Source organism: Mammaliicoccus sp. Q-M61 (assembly GCF_022386055.1).
Taxonomy (GTDB): domain Bacteria; phylum Bacillota; class Bacilli; order Staphylococcales; family Staphylococcaceae; genus Mammaliicoccus; species Mammaliicoccus sciuri_A.
In genome coordinates this window covers 507,601-532,552 of sequence record NZ_JAJNJL010000001.1, presented here as the reverse complement: position 1 = coordinate 532,552, position 24,952 = coordinate 507,601, and the positions used below count along the sequence as shown (strand labels likewise).

At 30.1% G+C, this 24,952-nt stretch carries 30 protein-coding genes and 2 tRNA genes; 24 read left to right on the top strand and 8 right to left on the bottom strand.

What is annotated here, in order from left to right:
- Positions 1-80 precede the first annotated feature (80 nt).
- The 6 genes from LQ677_RS02525 to LQ677_RS02500 all read left to right on the top strand — a co-directional run bounded on the left by LQ677_RS02525 (position 81) and on the right by LQ677_RS02500 (position 7,678).
- The gene (locus tag LQ677_RS02525) at positions 81-1,565 is read left to right on the top strand and encodes a UDP-N-acetylmuramoyl-L-alanyl-D-glutamate--L-lysine ligase (RefSeq protein ID WP_037588897.1); all 1,485 of its coding nucleotides are present in this window, start codon (positions 81-83) and stop codon (positions 1,563-1,565) included.
- A complete protein-coding gene (locus LQ677_RS02520; protein ID WP_025905650.1) occupies positions 1,555-1,794 on the top strand; it encodes a YueH family protein in 240 nt (79 codons plus the stop codon). Before LQ677_RS02525 ends, LQ677_RS02520 begins: the two co-directional genes overlap by 11 nt.
- A gap of 13 nt (positions 1,795-1,807) precedes the next feature.
- Complete coding sequence (locus LQ677_RS02515) at positions 1,808-3,370, top strand: peptide chain release factor 3 (protein ID WP_037588898.1); 1,563 nt, start codon at positions 1,808-1,810, stop codon at positions 3,368-3,370.
- A gap of 218 nt (positions 3,371-3,588) precedes the next feature.
- The gene (locus tag LQ677_RS02510) at positions 3,589-4,410 is read left to right on the top strand and encodes a TerC family protein (protein ID WP_037588899.1); all 822 of its coding nucleotides are present in this window, start codon (positions 3,589-3,591) and stop codon (positions 4,408-4,410) included.
- A 212-nt stretch (positions 4,411-4,622) separates the two neighbouring features.
- Positions 4,623-6,308: a S1C family serine protease gene (locus LQ677_RS02505; RefSeq protein WP_191835753.1), complete on the top strand. Its 1,686-nt coding sequence runs from the start codon at positions 4,623-4,625 to the stop codon at positions 6,306-6,308.
- Positions 6,309-6,325: 17 nt separating this feature from the next.
- On the top strand, positions 6,326-7,678 hold the full coding sequence (locus LQ677_RS02500) for a TrkH family potassium uptake protein (protein WP_239704676.1): 1,353 nt from the start codon (positions 6,326-6,328) through the stop codon (positions 7,676-7,678).
- A gap of 36 nt (positions 7,679-7,714) precedes the next feature.
- Here the strand turns inward: LQ677_RS02500 and LQ677_RS02495 are convergent, their stop codons facing one another.
- Positions 7,715-9,187: an ATP-binding protein gene (locus LQ677_RS02495; protein WP_191835754.1), complete on the bottom strand. Its 1,473-nt coding sequence runs from the start codon at positions 9,185-9,187 to the stop codon at positions 7,715-7,717.
- A gap of 153 nt (positions 9,188-9,340) precedes the next feature.
- Between LQ677_RS02495 and LQ677_RS02490 the strand changes: the two genes are divergently transcribed.
- The gene (locus LQ677_RS02490; protein WP_191835755.1) at positions 9,341-10,852 is read left to right on the top strand and encodes a bifunctional metallophosphatase/5'-nucleotidase; all 1,512 of its coding nucleotides are present in this window, start codon (positions 9,341-9,343) and stop codon (positions 10,850-10,852) included.
- Between the two features lie 66 nt (positions 10,853-10,918).
- Here the strand turns inward: LQ677_RS02490 and LQ677_RS02485 are convergent, their stop codons facing one another.
- Both LQ677_RS02485 and LQ677_RS02480 read right to left on the bottom strand, forming a co-directional pair.
- Positions 10,919-11,524: a CPBP family glutamic-type intramembrane protease gene (locus LQ677_RS02485; RefSeq protein WP_025905643.1), complete on the bottom strand. Its 606-nt coding sequence runs from the start codon at positions 11,522-11,524 to the stop codon at positions 10,919-10,921.
- 2 nt (positions 11,525-11,526) lie between these two features.
- A complete protein-coding gene (locus tag LQ677_RS02480) occupies positions 11,527-11,712 on the bottom strand; it encodes a YkvS family protein (RefSeq protein ID WP_025905642.1) in 186 nt (61 codons plus the stop codon).
- Between the two features lie 169 nt (positions 11,713-11,881).
- Between LQ677_RS02480 and lplA the strand changes: the two genes are divergently transcribed.
- Positions 11,882-12,877, top strand: coding sequence for a lipoate--protein ligase (gene lplA, locus LQ677_RS02475; protein WP_191835756.1), 996 nt, complete (start codon positions 11,882-11,884; stop codon positions 12,875-12,877).
- 73 nt (positions 12,878-12,950) lie between these two features.
- Here lplA and LQ677_RS02470 read toward each other — a convergent pair whose 3' ends face one another.
- Entirely contained in the window at positions 12,951-13,166 is a 216-nt protein-coding gene (locus LQ677_RS02470) for an IDEAL domain-containing protein (RefSeq protein WP_016911637.1), read from the bottom strand.
- Positions 13,167-13,409: 243 nt separating this feature from the next.
- On the opposite strand from LQ677_RS02470, the gene LQ677_RS02465 reads away from it, so the two are divergent.
- From LQ677_RS02465 to LQ677_RS02435, 8 genes are all read left to right on the top strand, one after another.
- Complete coding sequence (locus LQ677_RS02465) at positions 13,410-13,775, top strand: VOC family protein (RefSeq protein WP_191835757.1); 366 nt, start codon at positions 13,410-13,412, stop codon at positions 13,773-13,775.
- Positions 13,776-13,887: 112 nt separating this feature from the next.
- Complete coding sequence (locus LQ677_RS02460; RefSeq protein WP_191835758.1) at positions 13,888-14,442, top strand: competence protein ComK; 555 nt, start codon at positions 13,888-13,890, stop codon at positions 14,440-14,442.
- A gap of 132 nt (positions 14,443-14,574) precedes the next feature.
- Positions 14,575-14,649, top strand: a tRNA-Asn gene (locus tag LQ677_RS02455).
- A 1-nt stretch (position 14,650) separates the two neighbouring features.
- Positions 14,651-14,738 (top strand) — tRNA-Ser (locus tag LQ677_RS02450).
- 365 nt (positions 14,739-15,103) lie between these two features.
- Positions 15,104-15,430: a fibrinogen-binding protein gene (locus tag LQ677_RS02445; protein WP_191835818.1), complete on the top strand. Its 327-nt coding sequence runs from the start codon at positions 15,104-15,106 to the stop codon at positions 15,428-15,430.
- A gap of 350 nt (positions 15,431-15,780) precedes the next feature.
- Positions 15,781-15,909: a hypothetical protein gene (locus LQ677_RS14675; RefSeq protein WP_262405058.1), complete on the top strand. Its 129-nt coding sequence runs from the start codon at positions 15,781-15,783 to the stop codon at positions 15,907-15,909.
- A gap of 40 nt (positions 15,910-15,949) precedes the next feature.
- Positions 15,950-16,189 (top strand): hypothetical protein, encoded by a 240-nt coding sequence (locus LQ677_RS02440; RefSeq protein WP_191835819.1) that lies wholly within the window; start codon positions 15,950-15,952, stop codon positions 16,187-16,189.
- A 3-nt stretch (positions 16,190-16,192) separates the two neighbouring features.
- Complete coding sequence (locus LQ677_RS02435) at positions 16,193-16,387, top strand: LSM domain protein (protein WP_191835820.1); 195 nt, start codon at positions 16,193-16,195, stop codon at positions 16,385-16,387.
- Positions 16,388-16,556: 169 nt separating this feature from the next.
- On the opposite strand, the gene LQ677_RS02430 is transcribed toward LQ677_RS02435, so the two are convergent.
- Together LQ677_RS02430 and LQ677_RS02425 are read right to left on the bottom strand one after the other, a co-directional pair.
- Positions 16,557-16,766, bottom strand: coding sequence for a hypothetical protein (locus LQ677_RS02430; protein WP_126477171.1), 210 nt, complete (start codon positions 16,764-16,766; stop codon positions 16,557-16,559).
- A gap of 324 nt (positions 16,767-17,090) precedes the next feature.
- A complete protein-coding gene (locus LQ677_RS02425) occupies positions 17,091-17,306 on the bottom strand; it encodes a hypothetical protein (protein ID WP_037588914.1) in 216 nt (71 codons plus the stop codon).
- 512 nt (positions 17,307-17,818) lie between these two features.
- On the opposite strand from LQ677_RS02425, the gene LQ677_RS02420 reads away from it, so the two are divergent.
- Complete coding sequence (locus LQ677_RS02420; protein WP_191836728.1) at positions 17,819-17,950, top strand: putative holin-like toxin; 132 nt, start codon at positions 17,819-17,821, stop codon at positions 17,948-17,950.
- Between the two features lie 166 nt (positions 17,951-18,116).
- Here LQ677_RS02420 and LQ677_RS02415 read toward each other — a convergent pair whose 3' ends face one another.
- Entirely contained in the window at positions 18,117-18,602 is a 486-nt protein-coding gene (locus LQ677_RS02415; RefSeq protein ID WP_191836727.1) for a tetratricopeptide repeat protein, read from the bottom strand.
- A 214-nt stretch (positions 18,603-18,816) separates the two neighbouring features.
- On the opposite strand from LQ677_RS02415, the gene LQ677_RS02410 reads away from it, so the two are divergent.
- The 6 genes from LQ677_RS02410 to LQ677_RS02385 all read left to right on the top strand — a co-directional run bounded on the left by LQ677_RS02410 (position 18,817) and on the right by LQ677_RS02385 (position 22,426).
- On the top strand, positions 18,817-18,966 hold the full coding sequence (locus LQ677_RS02410) for a hypothetical protein (RefSeq protein ID WP_239748065.1): 150 nt from the start codon (positions 18,817-18,819) through the stop codon (positions 18,964-18,966).
- Between the two features lie 147 nt (positions 18,967-19,113).
- Positions 19,114-19,245 (top strand): putative holin-like toxin, encoded by a 132-nt coding sequence (locus LQ677_RS02405; protein ID WP_239704675.1) that lies wholly within the window; start codon positions 19,114-19,116, stop codon positions 19,243-19,245.
- 481 nt (positions 19,246-19,726) lie between these two features.
- Positions 19,727-20,194: a GNAT family N-acetyltransferase gene (locus LQ677_RS02400; protein ID WP_191836726.1), complete on the top strand. Its 468-nt coding sequence runs from the start codon at positions 19,727-19,729 to the stop codon at positions 20,192-20,194.
- A 34-nt stretch (positions 20,195-20,228) separates the two neighbouring features.
- Positions 20,229-20,957 carry an alpha/beta hydrolase gene (locus LQ677_RS02395; RefSeq protein ID WP_191836725.1) on the top strand — a complete coding sequence of 243 codons (729 nt, stop codon included), beginning with the start codon at positions 20,229-20,231 and terminating at the stop codon, positions 20,955-20,957.
- A 107-nt stretch (positions 20,958-21,064) separates the two neighbouring features.
- Positions 21,065-21,637, top strand: coding sequence for a LysE family translocator (locus tag LQ677_RS02390; protein WP_191836724.1), 573 nt, complete (start codon positions 21,065-21,067; stop codon positions 21,635-21,637).
- Between the two features lie 15 nt (positions 21,638-21,652).
- Positions 21,653-22,426 (top strand): AraC family transcriptional regulator, encoded by a 774-nt coding sequence (locus tag LQ677_RS02385; RefSeq protein ID WP_191836723.1) that lies wholly within the window; start codon positions 21,653-21,655, stop codon positions 22,424-22,426.
- Between the two features lie 47 nt (positions 22,427-22,473).
- Here the strand turns inward: LQ677_RS02385 and LQ677_RS02380 are convergent, their stop codons facing one another.
- Positions 22,474-23,412, bottom strand: coding sequence for a 1,4-dihydroxy-2-naphthoate polyprenyltransferase (locus tag LQ677_RS02380; RefSeq protein WP_025905471.1), 939 nt, complete (start codon positions 23,410-23,412; stop codon positions 22,474-22,476).
- Between the two features lie 205 nt (positions 23,413-23,617).
- Between LQ677_RS02380 and LQ677_RS02375 the strand changes: the two genes are divergently transcribed.
- Positions 23,618-24,952: an isochorismate synthase gene (locus LQ677_RS02375; RefSeq protein WP_239704673.1), complete on the top strand. Its 1,335-nt coding sequence runs from the start codon at positions 23,618-23,620 to the stop codon at positions 24,950-24,952.

The following is a 24,952-nucleotide window of genomic DNA, read 5'->3' as shown; positions in this document are numbered from 1 at the left end:
GTTTATAGTTATAGTCTAAGCTATAAAATCAACTTAAGAAAGTGTATAATAGACCTATTGAAAATAAAGGAGCAATAACGATGAATGTTAAAACGTTATTAAATAAAATAAAAATTAAACAAACTTACGGTCAAATTGACCAAGAAGTTCATGATATTACGACAGATTCAAGAAATGCTCAAGAAGGCTCTATATTTGTGGCATCAAAAGGTTATACAGTAGATAGTCATAAATTTATACCGAATGTAATAGAGCAAGGATGTAGCGTCATTGTGAGTGACCGTTACGTAGAATTAAATGATGACGTATTATTAATTGTGGTTAAGGATACATTGAAAGTGGCAAGTATCTTTAGTCATGTATTATTTGATTTTCCTAGTCAAAAATTAACGACAATTGGTGTAACTGGCACAAATGGTAAGACGACAATTGCGACAATGATTCATCATTTAACGAGAGGGTTAGGAAAAAATAGTGCTTATTTAGGAACGAACGGTTTTCAAATTAATGAAACAGTTACAAAAGGTGTTAATACGACTCCAGAAACCGTTACTTTAACGAAACATATCGTTGAAGCGGTTGATAAAGAATGTGAGAGTATGACATTTGAAGTTTCAAGTCACGGATTAGTTATCGGCAGACTTCGTGGTTTAGAATTTGATATCGCTATTTTTTCAAATTTAACACAAGATCATTTAGATTTTCATGGTACGATGGAAGCTTACGGACATGCAAAGTCATTATTATTTAGTCAATTAGGTCAAGACTACAGAAAAGACAAATATGTCATATTGAATGCAGATGATCCATATATAAAAGAATTAATACCTGTAACACCATTCGAAATATTTACATATGGTATAGATAACGAAGCAGACTTTATGGCTAAAGATATAGAAGAATCTATCAGCGGTGTTCGTTTTACACTTGAAACACCATTTGGTTCTTACAAAGTACAATCACCTTATTTAGGTAAATTTAATGTCCTTAATTTATTAGCGAGCATTATAAGTTTGTGGGCACAAGGTTATGACTTAAACGACATAACTGAAGCTGTTGAAAATATGCCTGCAGTTGAAGGACGTTTAGAAGTATTAGATAGAAACTTACCAATAGATTTAATTATTGATTATGCACATACGCCAGACGGAATGGATAAATTAATAGATGCAGTAAAACCATTTGTAAAACAAAAATTAATATTCTTAGTAGGTATGGCCGGAGAAAGAGACTTAACAAAAACACCAGAAATGGGTAAAATAAGTTGTCGAGCAGATTATGTGATATTCACACCAGATAATCCTGCAAATGATGATCCGAAAATGTTAACAGCAGAATTAGCTAAAGGAGCGACACATAATAATTATGTAGAATTTGAAGATAGAGCAGAAGGCATTAAACATGCAATAGAAATTTCTGAGCCAGGTGATACAGTTGTACTTGCATCTAAAGGGAGAGAACCATATCAAATCATGCCTGGACATATCAAAGTGCCTCATAGAGATGATTTAATCGGTTTAGAGGCAGCATATGAAAAGTATGGAGGAAAGCCAAGTGAAGATTAGAGAAAGTCATTCGCAAAACTTAAATTGTAAAGTTTATATATATGAAAATAAAAAAGAAGAATATTTTGTGATTTCAATTCCGGATTTATTTTGGTCTATTGAAGTAGATTACGATTTATACGGAGAATCTTTAATTGAGCATTTGTACTTGCATTTGTTTAATGTGCTTGATGAAGATGAAGCAAATGAATTAGCAAATAGAATTAGCCAATGGACATCCGAATTATAAGGAGAAATGAATTGTGACGATTAAACAAGAAGTAGAAAGTAGAAAGACATTTGCGATTATATCCCACCCAGATGCTGGTAAAACAACATTAACGGAAAAATTATTACTTTTTGGTGGTGCGATTAGACAAGCAGGTACCGTTAAAGGTAAAAAGACAGGGAAGTTTGCGACAAGTGACTGGATGAAAGTGGAACAAGAACGTGGTATATCTGTTACAAGTTCAGTTATGCAATTTGATTATGATCATTACAATATTAATATATTAGATACACCAGGACACGAAGACTTTTCAGAAGATACGTATAGAACATTAATGGCTGTAGACAGTGCCGTAATGGTAATTGACTGTGCGAAAGGTATCGAACCACAAACATTGAAATTGTTTAAAGTATGTAAAATGAGAGGTATTCCTATTTTTACATTTATCAACAAATTAGACAGAATGGGTAAAGAACCTTTTGAACTTTTAGAAGAAATTGAGAAAACATTAGAAATAGAAACTTATCCTATGAACTGGCCAATTGGAATGGGACAAAATTTCTTCGGAATTATTGATAGATCCGATAAAACAATTGAACCATTCAGAGATGAAGAGAATATTTTACATTTAAATGATGACTATGAATTAGAAGAAGATCATCCAATCAAAAATGATTCACAATTTGCTCAAGCAATTGATGAGTTAATGCTTGTTGATGAAGTAGGTGAGCAATTTGATGAAGAATTATTGTTAGCTGGAGAGTTAACACCAGTATTCTTCGGTTCAGCATTAGCGAATTTCGGTGTACAAAACTTCCTTAATGCGTATGTTGATTATGCACCAATGCCAAGTGGACGCAAGACTGAAGAAGGTGATGTTGTAGATCCGTTCGATCCAGACTTCTCAGGATTTATCTTTAAGATACAAGCAAATATGGATCCAAGACATAGAGATAGAATCGCATTTATGAGAGTTGTGAGTGGTGCATTCGAAAGAGGTATGGATGTGACACTTCAACGTAATAAGAAAAAACAAAAAATTACGCGTTCAACTTCATTTATGGCTGATGATACACAAACTGTAAACCATGCAGTTAGTGGTGATATTATTGGGTTATATGACACTGGAAATTATCAAATAGGTGACACACTTGTAGGTGGAAATCAGAAATTCCATTTTGAATCATTACCACAATTTACGCCTGAAATATTTATGAAAGTTAGCGCTAAAAATGTTATGAAACAAAAGCATTTCCATAAAGGGATTGAACAATTAGTTCAAGAAGGTGCGATTCAACTTTATAAAACGTTGCACACGAATCAAATCATATTAGGTGCAGTTGGACAATTACAATTTGAAGTATTCGAGCATCGTATGAAAAATGAATATAATGTTGATGTTGTTATGGAACAAGTCGGTAAGAAAATAGCAAGATGGATTGAAAATGAAAAAGATATTACAGACAATATGAATTCAAGTCGATCTATTTTAGTTAAAGACCGCTTTGATCAATATGTATTCTTATTTGAAAATGAATTTGCAACAAGATGGTTTGAAGATAAATTCCCAGAAATTAAATTATTTAGTTTGTTATAATGAACAAAACATTGTATAATAACTAAGTAAAACTAAATAGACCTACGACTTTGTCGAAGGGGAGTAACTTTAGAACTTAAAAATTCTAGCATATTATCGTCATTACGAAGCGCAAGTTTCCGGTAATATGGACATCATATAAATGTTAAGTGAGACCTTTGCCTTTTATTAGGCATGGTCTCTTTTGTTTTTTATAAAAAAGAATGGAGTGTGAATAGATGGATCCGAGTTTGTTAATTAGTTACGGCTGGGTATTGATTGTTTTAATTTTTCTTGAAGGATTATTAGCAGCTGATAATGCAGTTGTTATGGCCGTGATGGTCAAACATTTACCAGAAGATTTAAGGAAAAAAGCATTATTCTATGGATTATTAGGTGCATTTGTATTTCGTTTCTTATCATTATTCTTAATTAGTTTCTTAGCTAACTTCTGGCCAATTCAAGCAGCAGGGGCATTGTACTTAATTTATATGTCCATTAAGAATTTGATAGACTTTAGAAAACATAAAGGTGAAGAGCTCAAGACACCAGATGACGTAGAAGCTCAAGATGATTTCCCTGAATCAGAATTTCCTTCAGATGGACATGGTCATCATAAATTGAAAAAGAATTTCTGGTTGACTGTATTAAAAGTAGAATTTGCAGATATCGCATTTGCGATTGATTCAATGTTAGCAGCATTTGCTATCGCAGTGACATTACCAGCAATGGGTATACACTTTGGTGGAATGGACGCTGGTCAATTCGGTGTTATGTTTGTCGGTGGTATGATTGGTGTTATTATTATGCGATTTGCAGCAACATACTTTGTAGAATTATTAAATAAATATCCAAACTTAGAAGCAGCAGCATTTGGTATTGTAGGTTGGGTAGGTATTAAACTGTTTGTTATCGTATTGGCACATGATGAAATTGGTGTATTACCACATGATTTCCCTCATGGCATACTATGGCAATCTATATTCTGGTCAGTATTATTATTACTCGTTATTATTGGCTGGATCACTTCAGTACGTAATAATAAAAAGACAACAAATTAATATTATAAATACAAAACATCCACAAAGTTTATTGTTGACTTTGTGGGTGTTTTTTTATCTTTTTTTAATTGAATAATCCATATTGAATGAATTCGTAAATATATGTAAAAATAGGTGTATAATATTGAGAATTACAATGGTTTTATGTTAATAAATTTAGTATTATATGGCATAATAGATACATTAAGTGTTTAGATTGAGGAGGGCAATAAATGTCACGAAAAAAGCATGTCATTCCTAGAAATGAATATAAGAGACAGCGACGTGAATTTTTTCATAACGAAGAACGTGAAAAAAGAATCGAACAAGAGAAAAAAGAATATGAAATAAAAAAAGCTAATGAACGAGAACTTCAAAAGAAAAACGAATTACGTGTTAAGGAAAATATGCAAAAAGCACGTATTGAAAAATTAACGAAAGAAGAAATTAAAAAGCAAGAAGAAGAATCAAAATCACATCCAACAATTGATTTAGACGATGACCGACTTGCTGAAACACATCAAGAACATAGTGAACAAGATGATGTATTACATAACGATGAAATTCAAACAAACAAAAAAGATAGCATAATAAACTCAGAGGAAGAACCTGAAGAGATTAAATATGAAAAAGTAAGTGAACAAAAACAGGCAGAAACAGATAAAGCCTTTTCTAAAGACAATGACTTTGAAACAAATAAGCAGCTCGGTGCAAGACATGATGAAAAAGTAGAACAAAAATCTCAAAATAAAAATAGTTTTCTTAATACATTTTTAACTAAAATAGAAAAGCATTGGCCAATCATTGCGATTATTTTAGCAATCATATTAATATTTATTTTAGTATGGAGTATATTCCAAAATGTAAATCCTCCTAACGAAAGTAGAAAATCGATTGAAGAAAAACAATCTCAAAAAGGATTCCAAAAGCCTATTACGAATGTTATGGAAGCTGTAGAGAAATCTAAAAACTCAGTAGTAGGTGTATCTCATGAAGATTCAGATGTATCTAGTAAGAAAGAATCTTCAGCGAAGGAAAAAGAAGAAAATAGCGGCGTCGGTTCAGGCGTCGTTTACAAAGTTGAAAATAAAAAAGCATACATAGTAACAAATGCACATGTTGTATCAAGTGATAAAAAACCAATTATTACAGCAGCAAATGGTAAAAAGTATGATGGTAAAGTATTAGGATCAGATCAATGGTCTGATATTGCAGTCTTAACGATTCCAATCGAAAAAACTGAAGATTTTAAACCTATTAAATTTGAGGACTCAGACAATTTAATTTTAGGTGAAACAGCTATTGTAATAGGTAGTCCGTTAGGCGCTGAATTCCAAAATAGTATTTCTACAGGTGTAGTTTCTGGACTAGATAGAAAAGTTCCTGTTGATTTTAATGGCGATGACGAGTATGATTGGGAAATTAAAGCTATTCAAACAGATGCTGCAGTCAACCCTGGTAACTCAGGTGGTCCTGTATTAGACTCACAAGGTAATTTAATCGGTATTGTATCATTGAAAATCGATATGCCTAATGTAGAAGGTATGGCTTTTGCAATTCCATCAAATGACGCTACTGATTACATTAATAAATTAGAGAAAAATGGTAAAATTGAACGTCCAGAATTAGGTATTATGGCTCAAAACTATTCTAAAATGAGTGATAGCGAAAAGTCTCAAATATCTTTACCTGATAAATACAAATCAGGAATGGCAATTACTGGTGTTACTAAAGACGGTAATGCTGACAAGGCAGGCGTTAAATTTAATGATGTAATCGTCGGTATTAACGATACAAAAATTGAAAATAATCTTGAATTTAGAAAAGAATTATATAATAATCATAAAAAAGGCGACAGTGTAAACTTGAAGCTTATTCGAGATGGAAAAGAAATTACGAAAAAATTAACATTGAAATAAAATAGAGGTGACAATTTGTGTCCATTATAAAATACTTTTTTCAAAAAATGACTCCACAACAAGGTATTGTATTATATTATTTGGGCGCAATTATTGTCGCCTTTTTATTATTAAATTTACCTTATGTTGTTAAACCTGGTGTTAAAATTGCACCAGTCGATACATTATTTGTTGCTGTATCTGGTGTCAGTGTAACGGGGTTAACGCCTGTTACAATTGAAGATACGTTTACCATATTTGGACAAGCTATCATCCTGATTATACTTAATATTGGTGGCATAGGTGTAATGGCTATTGGTACATTACTTTGGGTTATTTTAGGTAAACATATCGGTTTACGTGAACGCCAATTAATTATGTTAGATAGTAATTCAAACGCTATGAATGGTGTTGTGAAGTTAATATTAGATATTGTGAGAACAATTTTAATGATTGAAGTTATTGGTGCGATATTGTTATCATTTTACTTCTATAAAGATATTGGATCGGTGAAAGAAGCAATCCATCATGGTATATTTGCATCTATTTCAGCAACTACTAACGGTGGGCTAGATATTACAGGTGAATCATTAGCACCATATGCGAATGATTATTTCGTTCAAACAATCATTATGTTACTTATTATGTTAGGTGCAATCGGCTTCCCTGTATTAATTGAAGTCAAAACATACATGAAAAATACAATTCCAAACTTTAGATTCTCGCTATTCACTAAAATTGCAAGTGCGACATATTTATTTTTATTTTTATTAGGAACAATCGTGATTTATTTATTTGAGTTTTCAAATTCATTTAAAGATGTTTCGTGGCATAAAGCTTTATTCTATGCAATGTTCCAATCATCATCTACAAGAAGTGCTGGACTTTCAACTATAGATTTAAGTCATTTTACTGAAGCGACCAACTTCTTCTTAGGTGGATTAATGTTTATAGGATCTTCACCTAGTTCAGTAGGTGGTGGTATAAGAACAACAACATTTACAATACTTGTCTTATACTTAGTGAACTTTAGTAATGGTCGAACAACTATTAAAGCTTTCAATAGAGAAATACATCCAATTGATATACAAAGATCATTTGCAGTTATTTCACTTGCATTAGCGATTACGTTTGTAGGTGTGTTATCTGTTGTTCGATTTGAAGATGGTAAACATGATTTGTTATCTATATTCTTTGAAACGATGTCAGCGTTCGGGACATGTGGATTATCAATGGGGATTACAGATGGCTTACAATTAGGATCTAAAATCGTCATCATGATGTTGATGTTTATAGGTCGGGTAGGTCTATTATGTTTCGTCGTCATGTTAGGTGGAAAATCAACACCTGATAAATTCCATTATCCTAAAGAACGTATACAAATAGGCTAAATATAAAAAGCAAGCGGCTGGGCCGCTTGCTTTTTCTTATGGCTTAATAGTTGGTATGGTGATTATAAACGTAGTACCTTTAGTCATATTTGTAAATACGCTAATTTCGCCTTCCCAATCTTCAATGAGTTTCTTACTTAAATATAAACCGAGTCCACTACCAGATTCTTTCGTTGTAAAGAAAGGATCGAATATCTTTTGTTGTGTCTCTTTAGACATACCGACACCGTTATCTTTAAATATAATCGTTGCTTGGTTTGCATGTGTATGTTGTAATTGAATTTCAATTTCTGGTTGTTCAACATCTACTAAAGCATCTTTAGCATTTTGAATAAGATTGATGAGAATTTGTTTTAATTGATCTTCTGAAATAAATGCAAAGATAGGGGTATCTGGCAATGTTAAAGCAATTTTAATGTTATGTTGTTCTAGTTCATATTTCAAAAACTGTGAAACTTCTTTAATAGATTGATTAATGTCGACATTCGAATAGGCAAGATTAGTTGGCTTTCCTAAAAATAAAAATTGAGTAACGATATTGTTAATTCTATCTAGTTCTTCTGAAATGATATTAAAGTGATGATCTTGTTTATCTTTATCATATTTCATTCTCGTTAGTTCAATAAATCCATTAATGCTTGTAAGTGGATTTTTAATTTCGTGTGCTGTATTAGCAGCGAGTGTACCAATTAATCTAAGCTTTTCATTATTAGCTTGTTCGATTACTTTTTCATGTTCTAATCGTTCGGATCTATTTTTAAATATAAGTGTCACAATAGATAATAATAAAAATACCACTAAAAATATTAAAAGAATCGGTAAAATAATACGCGTTATAAAATTATACTGTCCGCTAATTGTTAATGAAATAGGTAATTGATCATACATATAATTTATAGATTTAGAATGTTTATATTCTTTTCCAACTTGATAGATTTCAGTTCCATCGATACCATTGACTTGAATATGATATCGTTGAGAAATTAAATTAACTTCATTTTTAAAAGAAGACATATTTATTTCTGATGCGACAATGTAGTCTTTGTTTTGAACTTTTAAATGATTCGTTAATAACAATGTATTGGCATTTTTTAATGAAATATTTTCACTACTTAAACTTGAATTAGCTGTAAAAGGAAAATGAAACTTATATTTGTTAAAATCTTTAAGAGAGGTATAATCAGCCCCTTTTGAGTCATAGACGATTTCTTTCTTGTCATTCAAAATATAAATATGATCAATCCATGTATATCTAATGTGATTATCTTCTAAAAATTGATTAATAAATTTTTCATTACGGCTGTTAGATAAAATAGTCGTTAAAGATTCAGAGATGCTATTTGATTCGTTTATAAATGTATTAATTTTTAAGTTTACAATTTCTTTTGTCGTTTCTAATCTTTGATTCACTCTATTTGTATAATTTTTATTTATAATAAAACCGATAGTTAATGAAATGACTAAAGCGATAGCAAAATTAATGATGATTAATTTATTAAATGATTTCATTATTGCCTCCAAGTTTATTGTTTACTAATAGAGTATATTATGATTAACAATTATTGCCAATACATATTAAATAAATTTTCTATCCAAATGGTCGTAAACTGCCCTAACAGTATTTAAAAATGGTAAAATAAATAAAAAAAGGTGGGGATAGCATTGAATACGAATGAAACCATAACAATTGATTTATTAGCTACTTCTGACTTACATGGACAAATAGGAAAAAGTGGTATTAGTGGTAACATTCTAAAGATGGCCACTTACGTTAAACATAAACGCAAGACCAATCACCATGTCTTATTGTTAGATAATGGTGGTATGTTGTCGGGTTCAATGTTTGCTTTTTATTATGCTCAAATTGCCCCATATAAGAGAAATCCAATGATTAAAGTGATGAATGAAATGCAATTTGATGCAAGTGGCGTGAGCCCTGACGAATTCAACTTTGGCTTAGACTTTTTAAATAAATCTATTGCTTTAAGCAGATTTCCTTGGTTAGCAGCAAATATTGAACATAGTAAGACTCGTGAACCATATTTTACAACACCTTATACAATTAAATATGTAGAAGGTATAAAAATAGGCATCATAGGATTTACATCAAGTGGCCTTATGGAAAATAAAAACGTTGAGTTTGAAGACGAAGTGCTTGTTGGTGAGTCTATGACCACAGCTAAAAAATGGGTGAGATATTTACATGAAAAAGAAAGCCCTGACTTCTTAATTATGTTATACCATGGTGGCTTAAACACATATACAGATAAAAATAATTATAGATCATATTACAGTAATAACGCTGAAAGTATGACGAAAAGTACGGAAGGCGTTAATGTCATTATTACAGGTCATCAAGAACATATCGTCGATCTTAAAGTCGAAGAAACACAGTTTATACAACCAGGTAAAGATGCTACGAATATTGTAGATATGTCTATTCAATTTAAGAAAAGAGCAAACTCAGTAGAAATTATCGATACGTCTATTAAGCACGTAGAAATTTCAAGTTATCCTGAAGATAGAGATTTATTGGAACTAACGTATTTCGACCAAAAAGCTGTCCAACATTGGTCTGAACAGAGCGTTGTTGACGTACCTGTTGTATTAGATTATAAACATTTAACAGACTTATTTATTAAACCGCATAAGTTCATGGAATGTATTCAACAAAGTATGGCAAGAGCATTTAAAGCGTCTGATTTTGTTTGTGCACAAATTGGAAATCCGACAGGAAACGGTTTACGTGGCGAGTTACAAGTTAAAGATGTTTATCAATCATATGTACATACTGATAAACCTGTCAAAATTAATTTATCTGGTGCTGAAATAAAGCGCATTATAGAAAGAACTGCTACAGCACTGTATAAAGAAGGGGACACGGTTCAATATAATGACCATATTTTAGAACCGACACTTATGACTGTATGGAAAGGTTTTGAATATACGATTGATTTGAGTAAACCTGTAGGTAGTAGAGTTAACTTAAATAATATTGATTTAGAAGCTTCTTATTCAGTTATTATGACGGACTATTTATTTAGACACGTTAATAAGATCATTTCTGAATCAACGTATGAGAGAGCGAAGAAGACCGTCATCGAATATATGATTGAAGAACTAACAGAATCAAAAGGTAAATATAATTTAGAACATCATTTTGAAGTATTATAATATAAAAATACCCCTAAAAAGTTAGCATAATTGCTAAAATTTTGGGGGTTGTTTTTATTAAAAGTATTAGCTGAAAATGATAACGAGTATGATGATTGCTGCAATTTGAGCTACATAAGATGTTACGATTCTTTTCGTATAGAAATACAATGTAGATAATATGAGTTGTGCTAAAAATATAAACATAAATATAGCTAAATTATCTAAATATAAAAATAGTGAACTAGATGCAAGGGCACTCACAACGATTGCAATAATAGGTTGTGAAAATTTCAGTTGCAACTGATTTTGTAAAATTGTTCTAATATATAACTCATGACAAGGTATAGCAATAACAATTGTTACAAGCATTTGCCACTTATAAAATACGCCAGCATGCATTAATTCTTTTAATAAGGATGCATATGACAAGCCATTATAAATTTGTGATAATAATAGCTGAAGTAGAACTAATATAATGGCACCAATGAGACCATATCCAATTGATTGAAGTAATCGCTTAGATTTGATGTCACGTTGATAAAAGACATAGCTAATGCCCGCAATCAGCATAATACCAGTATATAAGTACCAGAATACTTCTTTTTCACCTTGCATAATGAATAAAATAATGTGAAAAATAATGAAACTAGATATGAACCATATTAACTGAGGATTAATTTGTCTCTTCACTATTATCCCTCTTCAGAAATTATTGTATAACGCTTATGATTCACTACAGTTTTTTCAGGTAACTCTAAACTTTCAAAGTTATCCATAATTGTGATATCTACGATAACTGAGTTTTCATTAATTTTTTCAACTCTACCTCTTAATCCATCTTGAAACTCTATGATATTTCCAACTTCTGCGATTGTCATCTTATTCCTCCTAAATAATACTATGAAACATTATACTAAATAATACCCAGTTTATAAAGTATTAACAAATATACTCTATTTTAACATAAACATATCATACATATGATTAATCAAACATATGGTACTATATACTTGAGGCTATTTGGGGAGAAAAGAAGGAGGAAATATAATGAAATTTGTAAGTAATAATGGTATTAACGATCCGATGATTAATTTAGCTATGGAGGAATATGTCTTAACTTCTCTTCCTAAAGATGATAGTTATTTCCTTTTCTATATTAATCAACCATCCATTATTGTAGGGAAAAATCAAAATACAATCGAAGAAGTTAACCAAGAGTATGTTGAGAAAAACAACATCAAAGTTGTAAGAAGAATTTCTGGTGGTGGAGCTGTATATCACGATTTAGGTAATTTAAACTTTAGTTTTGTTACAAAAGATGACGAAGACAGTTTCCATAACTTTGCGAAATTTACACAACCAATTGTTGATGCTTTAAATGAAATGGGCGTTAAAGCAGAATTATCTGGTAGAAATGATATACAAGTCGGGGAAAGAAAAATATCAGGTAATGCAATGGTTAAACAAAAAGATCGCATGTTCTCACATGGAACATTGATGTTAAATAGTGAAATCGAAGAGGTTGTAAATGCACTTCGCGTTAACGAAGCAAAAATAAAATCTAAGGGTATTAAATCTATAAGATCACGTGTCGCAAACATACAAGAGTTCTTAGAAGAGCCAATGGATATTGAAACATTTAAACAACGTATACTTACCTCTATCTTCAAACAACAAGGTAGTGAAGATGTTGAAGAGTACCATTTAACAGATGAAGATTGGGATAACATTAATGAACTAAGTAAAAATAAATACCAAAAATGGGAATGGAATTACGGTAAGAATCCTAAATACAACTTTGAAAGAAGTCATAAATTTGATAGAGGACTTGTCCAAATTAAATTAGATGTTAAAAAAGGTAAAATAGAACACGCAGCAATATTCGGTGATTTCTTTGGTGTCGGCGATGTAAAAGATATTGAAGAAGCATTAATAGGTGTTCAACATCAAAAATCATCCATTCAAGAAGCATTAAAAGATATTGATGTTTATCACTATTTTGGAGATATCGCTAAAGAAGAAATTATTAATTTAATGCTATAAACAAATAAAAGAGACTATTTTTGAATGTTTTCAAAAGTAGTCTCTTATTATGTGTTAAATTTTAAATGACAACTCACGATTGTAAATCCTCCAACTGAATTAATTCTTCACTGTATTGTTCAAATAAAGTATTATTACGATTCGCAAGTGCTTCATCAATTAAAACCATTAATTCTCTTTTACGATTTTCACGTAAAGCAGAGTCAATCACAAGCTCAACTGATAAATCATTTAAGTTATTAACAAAAGTTTCTAAACTCTGGTGCTTAACTTGAGAATATTGTTTCATTTTAAACAACCCCTTGACTTTATTTGTTAAAATTATAGCGTATTTATTTTCTAAATGCAATGAATATTCAGAAATTTTAAAAAGTAAATTTATAATTCGAAATCAGTGATAAACTTACTCTATAAATTCATTATATGTTACTATAATCTAATTTCAAATTATTTTGCTCACAATTCAGAATACGGTTGTGAAAGTTTTGAGTAGTCGAACCATATATATCAAAAATACTAAAGGAGAATCATAATGTATCAATTAAAAAAGTGGGACCATGTACAATTATCAGCACCTAAAGGATCAGAGGATAAAGCACGCTATTTCTATTGTAATCAATTAGGGTTTAAAGAAGTAGAAAAGCCTGAGTCATTGAGAGGTAATGGAGGCGTTTGGTTTAATATTAATCAAATTGATTTGCATATTGGTATTGAAGAAGAATTCGAACCATTAAAAAAGGCGCATCCAGCTATTAATGTTGGAAATCTAGAAGATTTAAAAGAACATTTAACGAATGAAAAAATAGAGTTTAAAGCAGATAATCGTTTTCCAGGCGCAAATAGAATCCATTTATTAGATCCTTTTGGAAATCGATTAGAATTTATAGAAAAACAATAGAATTTATTCCAAAAAGTATTGACTTCCATTTAAATATAGATTATATTTTATGTAATTACAATAAATATAAATCCATTCGTTGTAATTACATAAAATTTGAAAGGAGAATATTATGAGTAAATACGTAATTAAACAAAATACGATGTACATTAGAGGAGTTAAAGTAGACGATCACACCATTCATACTGAGGTGTCTGAAGCGGGTAGAGAACCATTCATCGTTAAACAGAAGCCTCAAGAAATTATGAATCAGTCATGTCGCTTTTATGGCGAACACTTCAATGAAAGAAAGCTTTTTACAAAAAGGCTTACCAGAATTACAAGCAAACCCCCGATTTTAGTATCCGCAGTAACATCCACTTATTTTTTCTGCACAGGTTCCGAAAGGTCAATAGACAACACATGGATAAATATACTCTATGTTAAAGATTTCAAAGAATATAATGGTAATAAGACCAAGATGTTTTTAGAGCAAGATCAAAGCCTCGTTTTTCCAATTTCCTACCACGTTATTAATCACCAATACTTAAACTGTTTATGTTTGTACTATAGAAATCACCGTAATAATATCTTTATTAAGCAGCTAAATACACCAAATATAGATTTAACTCAAGATGGGTATAGTGTACTTGATGTTATTAAGATGTATTTGAAAAATCAACATTAGCATACGAATATAAATATTAACGGAACAAGTGCAACTAAAGTGTAAATGTTCCGTTAATTTTTTTAGGTTTTCTCTTGAAAATATTACGATGCTTGATATAATAGTATTTGTGCTTGATAAAAATTTAATTATTCCACAGTAGCTCAGTGGTAGAGCTATCGGCTGTTAACCGATCGGTCGTAGGTTCGAGTCCTACCTGTGGAGCCATGGAGATGTACTCAAGTTGGCTGAAGAGGCGCCCCTGCTAAGGGTGTAGGTCGTTCTGCGGCGCGAGGGTTCGAATCCCTCCATCTCCGCTCAGATTAATTAATCACGTATAGTGAAAAGAAAAAACCTTGATAACTCAAGGTTTTTTCTTTTTTTATTTAGGCGAATTTAATATTTTTGGTCACAACGTGACTATATATGAATATCCAAAAGCTCACCTAAATGAAATAGGTGGGCTTTTTTTAGTTTGAGATCGTGGTTGATATTTACTACAATCTTAAATGCGATATTTGATATTTTTCTACATTATTGTATGTAAATCATTTGTGGGAGTTTAACAAGTCAAAAACCTGATGGTGCCATTTGTATTTAATAATTAATTAAGAAATAGTTAATGGTTTTATATTACTCATTCTGTAAAATATACATATACTTTATAGATAGGAGAATACATATGCAATTATCAAAAAAATTACTATTAGCATTTACATCATTAGGATTGGCACTAACAGGTTCGATAGGAGAGGCTGATGCTAAACAAGCTGAACAAACTCAGGTAAAATACAATGCCTATGATTACAAGAAATCATTAGATGAAAAGGTTATGGCAGCTAAACAAGCTGTAAATAAGCTGAAACGCGATAAAACGATTAAAAGCCATAGAGTTGCTCAAAGAGCAGTAAATAGAATCCATGAAACGGCTGGTAAATCGTATGCTGCAGAAAAGAAAAAATTGCAAAAAGAAATAGACATTGTACTCAAAAATAATTACTTAAGATAATATGAAATTTCTTTCACACTTTCATCTTACTAGTTTATTTATTTATTATGTTTTTATATATCTATGTGTGAGAGTTAAATATACATTAAGTTGATTGGCGAGATAATTGTCGTATTCAAGATAATGACCCACTTTAATTAGTGGGTCTTTTTTATAGGCGAATTTAATAATCTTAATCATAACGTAACTATATATGAATATCCAAAAGCTCACCTAAATGAAATAGGTGGTTTTTTTAATTTGAGATCGTGGTTGATGTCGATCTCAATGTTTAATAGCTTTTTTCTTTATTGTAAGAATTTTGAAAAAATTATATAATATAGTAAAAAGTGAATAAGTGAGATATAAGGTTGAAGAAATACGAAATGATTCTAGACACTTATATGCCACTTAAAGATGCTGCTGAAGTATTTCAAAAAATAGCTGAAAGAAAAAAAGAACAACTAAAACAACGACATATAAAAAGAGAAAAAAGCTAGAATACTAGAAGAGTTAATTAGAAAAAGGAGGTAATGAGTAATGTTAGTTTTAAAATTAGTAAGTAAAGACGAAAAAAGCGTGACTTATGATTATTATCCCGAAAACGAAAAAGTATCAGGGAGAATTACTATAAGTATAGAGGATTGTGAAATACTCTATGCAAAAAAATCGGAATATGATCAAGATACAAGTAACTATTTAGGGCATGCGATTTATAGAATTGAGAAATATATTAAAAATAATGAGTTTCCTGAAAACGATCTTGTAGCATGGGGGTAAGTTATGAAATTATGGACTTATGTGGGAAAAAAGGTACGAATAGAATTGACGAATGGAAATCAATTTATTGGTGAAGTTACAAATTACGATGATGAAGTAGTTAATGACAGTGGAGAACCTTCTATACATTTCGCTACTGAAACTTACTTATATGACTTTGATGAAAGTGAAATAAAGTCGATTGAAATTTTAGATTAAGCACCTAACAAAGAATTAATGGTTAAGGAGCTGTTTTTAGTCAATTTTTTAGCTATCACAGTGTTGTGATAGCTAGTTTTTATGTAAAAATTTTTTTGAAGATATTATAAGAATTTATGGAAAATAAACTTGAAAGATTTGAAAAAGAATATTTATTTTAAAAATTTTGCTATTTTATCTTACCATTTTTATTTTGTTTGCTAGGATCGAATACAGTTGAAACGAAAAGTGTGATTAATATAGTAAAAATCAACATGCTAATGACAGCTAGTATTCTAGCGATAGGATTTTCTTTATATATAACAACATAGAATCCTTGAATGAAAAAATAAAGATATATAGGTATTAATGCAACTAAGATATTTTTCATGTTAGTCATTATTTAGTACACCTCATTTATTATTAGTTCTCTGTTTTTCTTTTGCTTTAAAATATATTAAGTTTAGTATGATAAATATAATGATAAATATGCTATAAACTCTTGAATAACTTTCTTTAATTTGGATGACATTAAATATGACAAATAAATTGAAAATAAAGAATAAAAGTATAACGATAAATAATAGATTAAGAGCATAATTTTTCATGATACCAATCCTTATTGTCTAATATATATTTAAACTTTAAAATTTAATTATTTAAGATAATATGAAATGAGTCAATTTATTATACGCTTCTTTGATATTTTAAAAATTTTTCACGCTTACTTAAGTTGCTTTTTGATTTGCGAAATGAAACTTGAAATTGAGATAACAATTCCTGTTGTTAAAATGAATAAAATAACTACGACAAATGATTTTAAAATCATTGAGTTGCTATATAATAATGCATGGATAAATTGAGCGTAGATTATAATACAAATTGGTAAAATACCCGCAAAAATACCTACAGATAAATTATTATCTTTTTGTTCTATCACTATTAATCACCCCTTGCGTAATAATGAAGTAATTTATGTCGAAAGTTAAATATATTTGATATAAAACTAACACATTCTTTATAGGTTTATACTTTTATATATTTTTAAAATAAAATTTAATGCAATCTAAAACTGGGTAAAAAAATATAACCTTAACTTATATTGCATAGTAAGATAGGGTCTTTATTTTTATGAATTATTAATTAGTTATAAAACTAAAAAATATCATTATCTATCTTTGGCATGTTAAATGGCTATTTTTATAGTAATTAATAAAGTCACAGTCTTTAAGATGGCTCATAGGACAACGTGTTATATAACGTTGTAATTCAATTATATAATATCATAATTTAGAATATTTTGTCTATTATGGTCGTAAATGTATATAACAAATACTGGTAATTTGGTATAATATAACAGAGCAAGTTGGATAGATGGTGGCCAATCTTAGTATAAAGTGAGGTGATGCTTATGAAAGTATCAACTAAATCTTTAGAAAGGAGAAGCTTCTAATGGTTCCGATTAGCGAAGCGCTAAACTTAATGTTTAGTTTCGGTAGTTTTATCGTACTATTATTGGGTTTAGTGATCGCGATTGTTAAATTGAACCAAAAAAATAAACCATCTCTTACAACTTTTGACTAGTTTGAGATGATTTATTCTATCATTTATAAATACGGTCACCGTCTTTAAAACGGGCTCATGGGGCAACGTGTTGGAGCACGTTGTCCTTTTTTCAATTGGATTATAACATAATTTGGTAGAATTTGTCTATTTTGTAGTCGGATTATTACGTGTGACTTTCACGATATCAGTTGAATATTTTATCTAGATTTTCATTGTAAAATTTCAAAGCATTTTTATATTCGTGAATCTCAGTATTATCATCATTTGTTAGCAATGTATCAATTAATAGTGAAACAGACTCTTGATTATTATTCATATTATATTGTGTAATAGCAAGGAATATTTTTAATACAGGGCTGTCTTCAAATTTTGTTAATCCTTCATTTAAAATCTGCTTAGCTTCTTTGTATTTGCCAATACTTCTATAAGTGCTTCCTAAACCTATATAAGCATCTTTTAGATATATTAGTTCTAAATTGTTATTAATAGCTTTATGATAATAATTAATAGCCTCGTGTTCGATTCCTAAATTATCTAGACACCATGCCATTTGATAATTGTAATATGCATTGTTAGGATCCTTACTTAATATATCTTCCATTTTTTCTTTTGCTTTTATATATTCTTTCTTTGATCTTAATTCGATAACTTCGTCTATCGTATGCGTCATCATAACCCCTCCAATAAGATAATATTACACTATCTATTTAATCTTATCCATACACTTTATTATATCCAATTTATGTAAAATATATTTACAAATTACAACCAATAATTATAATAAATAAAAAGAGCTAATTTTCGTTTTATAGAAAGGAGAAGGAAAGTTGAAAAGGAAAATAAATAAAACGGGAATTGTAGTATGTCTTATTTATTGTTTTGTTATGTATTTTATATTAAGTAAGTATGATCAGCACGTTGGCAACCATGAAAATAATACACACTATGTATTATTACCAATAGGTGTAGTAATAATAAAAATTATTTTTGAATATATCATTAAGAAAGATATTTTTGATAAAGAACAAAAGTAAAAAAAATAAACCATCTCTTACAACTTTAGACTAGTTTGAGATGATTTATTTATTAAATAAGGTCACCGTCTTTAATACGGACTTATCGGGTAACGTGTTATTGCACGTTGTTTTCTCATTAAATTCCTTAGAAAGGAGAAGGCTATAGTGGTCCCGATTGGTGACGCACTAAACTTAATGTTTAGTTTCAGTACTTTTGATGTACTATTATTGGGTTTAGTAATCGCAATTGTAAAAATGAACCAAAAAAATAAACCATCTCTAACAACTTTTGACTAAATAAAGAAGGTTTATTAAAAATTAGCCATCGTCTTTATAACGGGCTTATCGGACAACGTGTAGCAGCACGTTGTCCTTTTTCAAAGAAATTATAACACAATTTGGCAATATTTGTCTATTGTGAAAAATTAATGATTAAGGGATGTATTTGATATGAAAAAAGTGTCAAGAGTATTAACAATTATTAATATTATTACAAATATTGTAGGAACGGTATTGATATTAGCAGGAATGATTAAACGTTTAAAATAATGCTAGTGAAATGATTATTGAGTTGATTATGGACGGAGTGTGATTGATATGAAAGTAAGTATAAGTATTCGTAAAACGACGAAGAAAGAGAAGATTGAATCGCTTGTTGCTGTGAGTATTTTAATTTTGGGGATTTGGTTTATTAAGTGGTTAAACAAATAATTGTATTTTTGTTTCTAATTTTTAGAAGTGTATAATGAACCTAAATATAGAGAGTGGAGGGGATTATATGACTGTTGAATTAAGATTAATGGAAATGCAGGACTTTAATGATTTTTATGAGGTTTCTTTGAAAGAATTTGCTGATGAACAAGTGAAAAGTGGTTCTTGGTCTGTTGAAGAAGCGGATGAGAGAGGTAGAGCATATTTTAAGAAACTTCTACCTGATGGTTTACATACGGAAGGTCATAAAATTTTTAATGTCTTTAATGAAGGAGATAAGGTAGGTATTTTATGGCTACATGTTTTCGAGAAAGATCATGTATTAAAGAGTTTTATTTATGATATTAAAATTGACGAATCTGAAAGAGGTAAAGGTTTAGGTAAAATGACGATGCAAGCTTTAGATGAGTATTGCAAGGAACATGACATTAAAAGTATTCGACTCCATGTTTTCGGTCATAATCAAATTGCGTATGAGTTATATAAAAAAATGGGATTTGAAACGACAAACTATTATATGGAAAAAACGTTATAATAGTGATATCGAAATTGAAATCGGAGTGATTTGATTGTTGAAATTGAAAGAATCTCAAAATGTATTTTTAAAAGGTGGAGATGAAGCGGTTATATTATTGCATTCTTTTACAGGTACAGTAAGAGATGTAAAAGCTTTAGCAGAGTTTCTAAACGAAGCGGGATATACTTGCTATATTCCAGCTTATAAAGGACATGGATTAAGTTTAGAAGAATTATTAGCCTATACGACAAATGATTGGTGGGAACAGGTACAAGAGAGTTATCATTATTTAAAGGATAGTGGATATGAAAATATTCATGTGCTCGGTGTTTCATTAGGTGCGCTTATGTCTTTAAAACTTGTCGAAACATTTGATGTGAAGAAATGTATAGCAATGTCCACACCTCATAATAGAACTAATAAAGATATTAAAAGAAGACTCTATCATTATGGAGAAAGAATTAATCAGATCCAAGATTTAGATGAAGATGAAAGTAAACGCCAACTTGCACTCATTGATGATTATGAAGAAGGTGCACGTCTTTTTACATCATTTATTGAGGATATTATGAATCATTTAGACGCAGTAAAAATACCTATCTCTATAAAGTATGGAGAATTAGATCAAACATTCTATCAAGATAGTGCTGAGAAAATATATCATGATATAGCATCAGAACATAAAGAATTAGTAGCCTATAAAAATGCAACACATTTAATGACAAGAAGTGACGATAAAGAACAAATTGAACAAGATATACTTGAGTTCTTAAAAAAATAAGACCATGCCAACAAATATTGGCATGGTCTTATTTTTGTGTGAATGCAATTTTGTACTATATCAATTTTGACATTATTGAGAAAATACAAAGATATTGGAGGGATTCGATGAGTACATTATCATTTTTATTTTACTGTTTTATGATTACTTTCACACCTGGACCTACAAATATCGTAATATTAACGACAACTCAAAATTACGGTACTAAAAAAGCTTTACATTATACGTACGGTTCAACGGTAGCATTCTTTTTAATTTTGTTATTATCTGCAATATTTAATACAATACTCGTAAACATTATGCCAAATATCATATTTACGATGAAAATTATTGGAACAATATATATGTTATATTTGGCATATCAGATTTTAAACGCTTCAAAATCACATAATGATACAAATTACGGTAACTTTACATCTGGGTTTGTTATGCAATTTCTAAATCCTAAAGTTGTATTATTCTGTTTAACGGTTTTACCGAGCTTTGTTTTAAAAGCAGACTCTACTTTTAACGATGTGTTTCTTAATGTAACTATCATAACGATTATTGGATTTTTAGCATTTGCGTCTTGGCTATTATTCGGTACGGTTCTGAAAAGATTTATAGATCAACATTTGAAAGTTTTTAATGTTGTTATGTCAATGGCACTAGTTATGGCGACATTATTAATTTGGTTATAGATAAGGAGGGGTTATATGGATAATTTTTTGTATAAAAAGCGTATAGGTGTTACAGCATTATTAGCACAAATGAGCGAGTTTAAATATAAAAAACATGCGCATAAAGAATATGCACTTGGTGTAACGTTAGATGGTATTCAACACTATACTTTAGATGGTGCTGAATATTTATCCTATCCAAATAATGTTATGTTCTTTAATCCGGAACAAATTCATGATGGTAGTTCTTTTGACAAGAAAGATCTTAAATACACAATGATTTATTTAGAGAGAGAGCATATTCTTGGAAATGATAACATACCGCAAAATGTCATTTTCAATAAACCTATATCAAATGACCAAAATTTAAAAAACAAAATTATCCATCTCTCTAATGCTATTTTAACGAATCAAGAAGATGCTTATATATTAGAACAATTGCTGCAAGTTAATGATGCTTTGTTGAATAATGATATAAATGTAGCGCCTAAAGATAACAGGCTCATAAATATGGCGAAGAATATTATAGAAAGCCACTTGTTTGATACATTAAATGTAGAAATGATCAGTCTAGAATTAAATATGACTCAATATCAATTTATTCGCTATTTCAAAAAATATACTGGCTTTACACCTTATCAATATTATTTGAATAGAAAGGTAGAGCAAGCTAAATTAAATTTAGAAATGACTAAAGATATTTACGCTGCTGTTACAAATTGTGGATTTGTAGATTTGTCTCATTTAAATAAAAATTTCAAGAAAATTTATGGTATTACAGCTTTTGAATATTTAAAACAACTTATATAAATCAAAAAGAGGCTGGACATTGTCCAAGCCTCTTTTTTGGTGGTGTTTTATAATCCACCTAATAAACCACTAATATATACACCAAGAGCTAATAACAATCCGAAGATCGTGTTTGCTTTACCTGTTGCTGCCATTGCAGGCATCATTGTTTGTGGTGTGTCATTTTTGTTAAATCGACGTACGGCTTTGATTGGGAATGGTGCAGATATTAAGACGAGCAACCATAATAGAGAGCCGTATGGTTTAAATAATGCTAAGTAAATAACAAAGACATATGCGAAAATATATAGAATTGCCATAGTCATGATGGAAAGTCTTTTACCGACTAAGATTGCGTAAGTCTTTCTACCACTTTGTTTGTCTTTTTCGCGGTCTCTAATGTTATTTGCTAAGTTGATAAGTCCAATTGTAATAGAAACTGGAATACTTAATAATGCTGGATAAAAGCTTAAAGTACCTGTTTGTATATAGAATGAAATCATAACAATGACAAATCCCATGAAGAATCCAGCGAATATTTCACCGAATGGCGTCCATGAAATAGGGATTGGTCCACCTGTATAAAAATAACCGATTGCCATACAAACTAATCCTATTGGTATTAATAGCCATGTACTTTGCATGCATATGTAAATACCTAATATGACAGCTATAACATAGAATGCTATCGCTAAATTATAAACGGATTTAGGAGACATTCCATTTCTTACGATTGCACCTCCGATACCAACAGAAGTATGGTCATCTAATCCACGCTTATAATCAAAGTATTCATTAAACATATTAGTTGCTGCTTGTATTAAAATACTTGCGAGTAACATTGCTAATACGACTGAAATTTTAATGGATGCTTCAGCACCTGTTAAGAAAATCTTTGATGAAGCGGTACCTAATAGTACAGGAACAAATGATGCTGTAAGGGTATGTGGTCTCATCAAATGATAATATTTTTTCAAGCCTGAATGCTGTGATAAATTTTGTGACATGTATTTACCTCTTAAATTTATATTTTTGACAGTATTAGTATATGCTTTCGCTATCAATTGGTCAATCACTGTAATTGTGTAAAATTTTAATTTATATTCTGTATTTAAAGTACAATATTAACGCATGTTCACTTAAAAAATGATAAAATAAGTAGATAGATATTTTTCGGAAAGAAGTGGAAGTGAAATGGCCTTGAGGACGGATTTGAAGCAACAGATAATTTCTGAAATCGATGGAAATAAAAATTATATTTCAGTTGAAATTGAGCTTCAATATCAACCAGATTTAATCCATTTATTAAGGGAAGAAATCAATTATACAGGACAACATTTTTATTACAAATCTAAAGATTCTAAATTAGAAATGTGTGGAATTGGATATTTATTAGAAGCTAGGTATTCGCATCTAGAACATGATGATATATATGAATACTGGCAAAATATTAAAGAACAATTAAATACGATTAAGTTACATGATGAAAAGCACCATCTAAAATTCTTTGGTGGCTTTCAATTTTCTGAGCATTCATTAACGAATGAATGGAAAGATTACGGGATGAGTCATTTTGTATTGCCTAAATATTTGGTAACAAAAGAAAATGGTCATTATTATCTTACTTATACGGATCATAGTAACAAATTCGATATCGACAACATTCAAGAAGTTATAAATATTTTAGAAACAGAAAATAAAAAAATCGAATCGATTGAACCTGTAGTAGTGGAAAATAAAGATATTCAAAGTGAAGAATGGAAAGCGTTAGTTACTAAAGTTGTTTCACAAATGAATCAATCTGTAGCACTACAAAAAGTCGTACTATCCAGAAGAAGACAAATCGAATTTGAAGATCGTGTTAATGTTGAAGATGCATTACAAAGATCATTAGATTCAAATGAATCAAGCTATTTATTACTATTTGAGTCAGGTAAATCTCAATTTATTTCACAAACACCTGAACAACTTTGCCAAATAGAAGATGGTAAACTATATACAAATGCAATTGCTGGTACGATTTTAAGAACAGAAGATGAAACAAAGAATGATAAATTAAAAGATGAGCTTCTTAATGATTCTAAAAATCAATTTGAACATCGTTATGTAGTGGATAGTATTATTCATGATATTCAATCATTTACGAAACACATTGAATACGATAAAAAGCCAACCATTCTTACAAACAAACATTTATATCATCTATATACGAAAATACAAGCAGATTTACTATCTGAAAATGTATTAGAAATTGTTAATCAATTGCATCCAACGCCAGCATTAGGAGGGTTTCCTAAAGTTGAAGCGATAAAATTTATAGAACATGAAGAGTTTGGCACAAGAGGATTTTACGGTGCACCATTAGGTTATATCGATTTAGAAAATAATGGTGAATTTGTTGTATCTATTCGATCTATGTTAGTGAACAATCATACTGCAACATTATATTCAGGTTGTGGTATTGTAAAAGATTCTGAAGCAATATCTGAGTTTGAAGAAACAGACTTAAAATTTAAACCAATGTTGAAAGCACTAGGAGTGATGTAG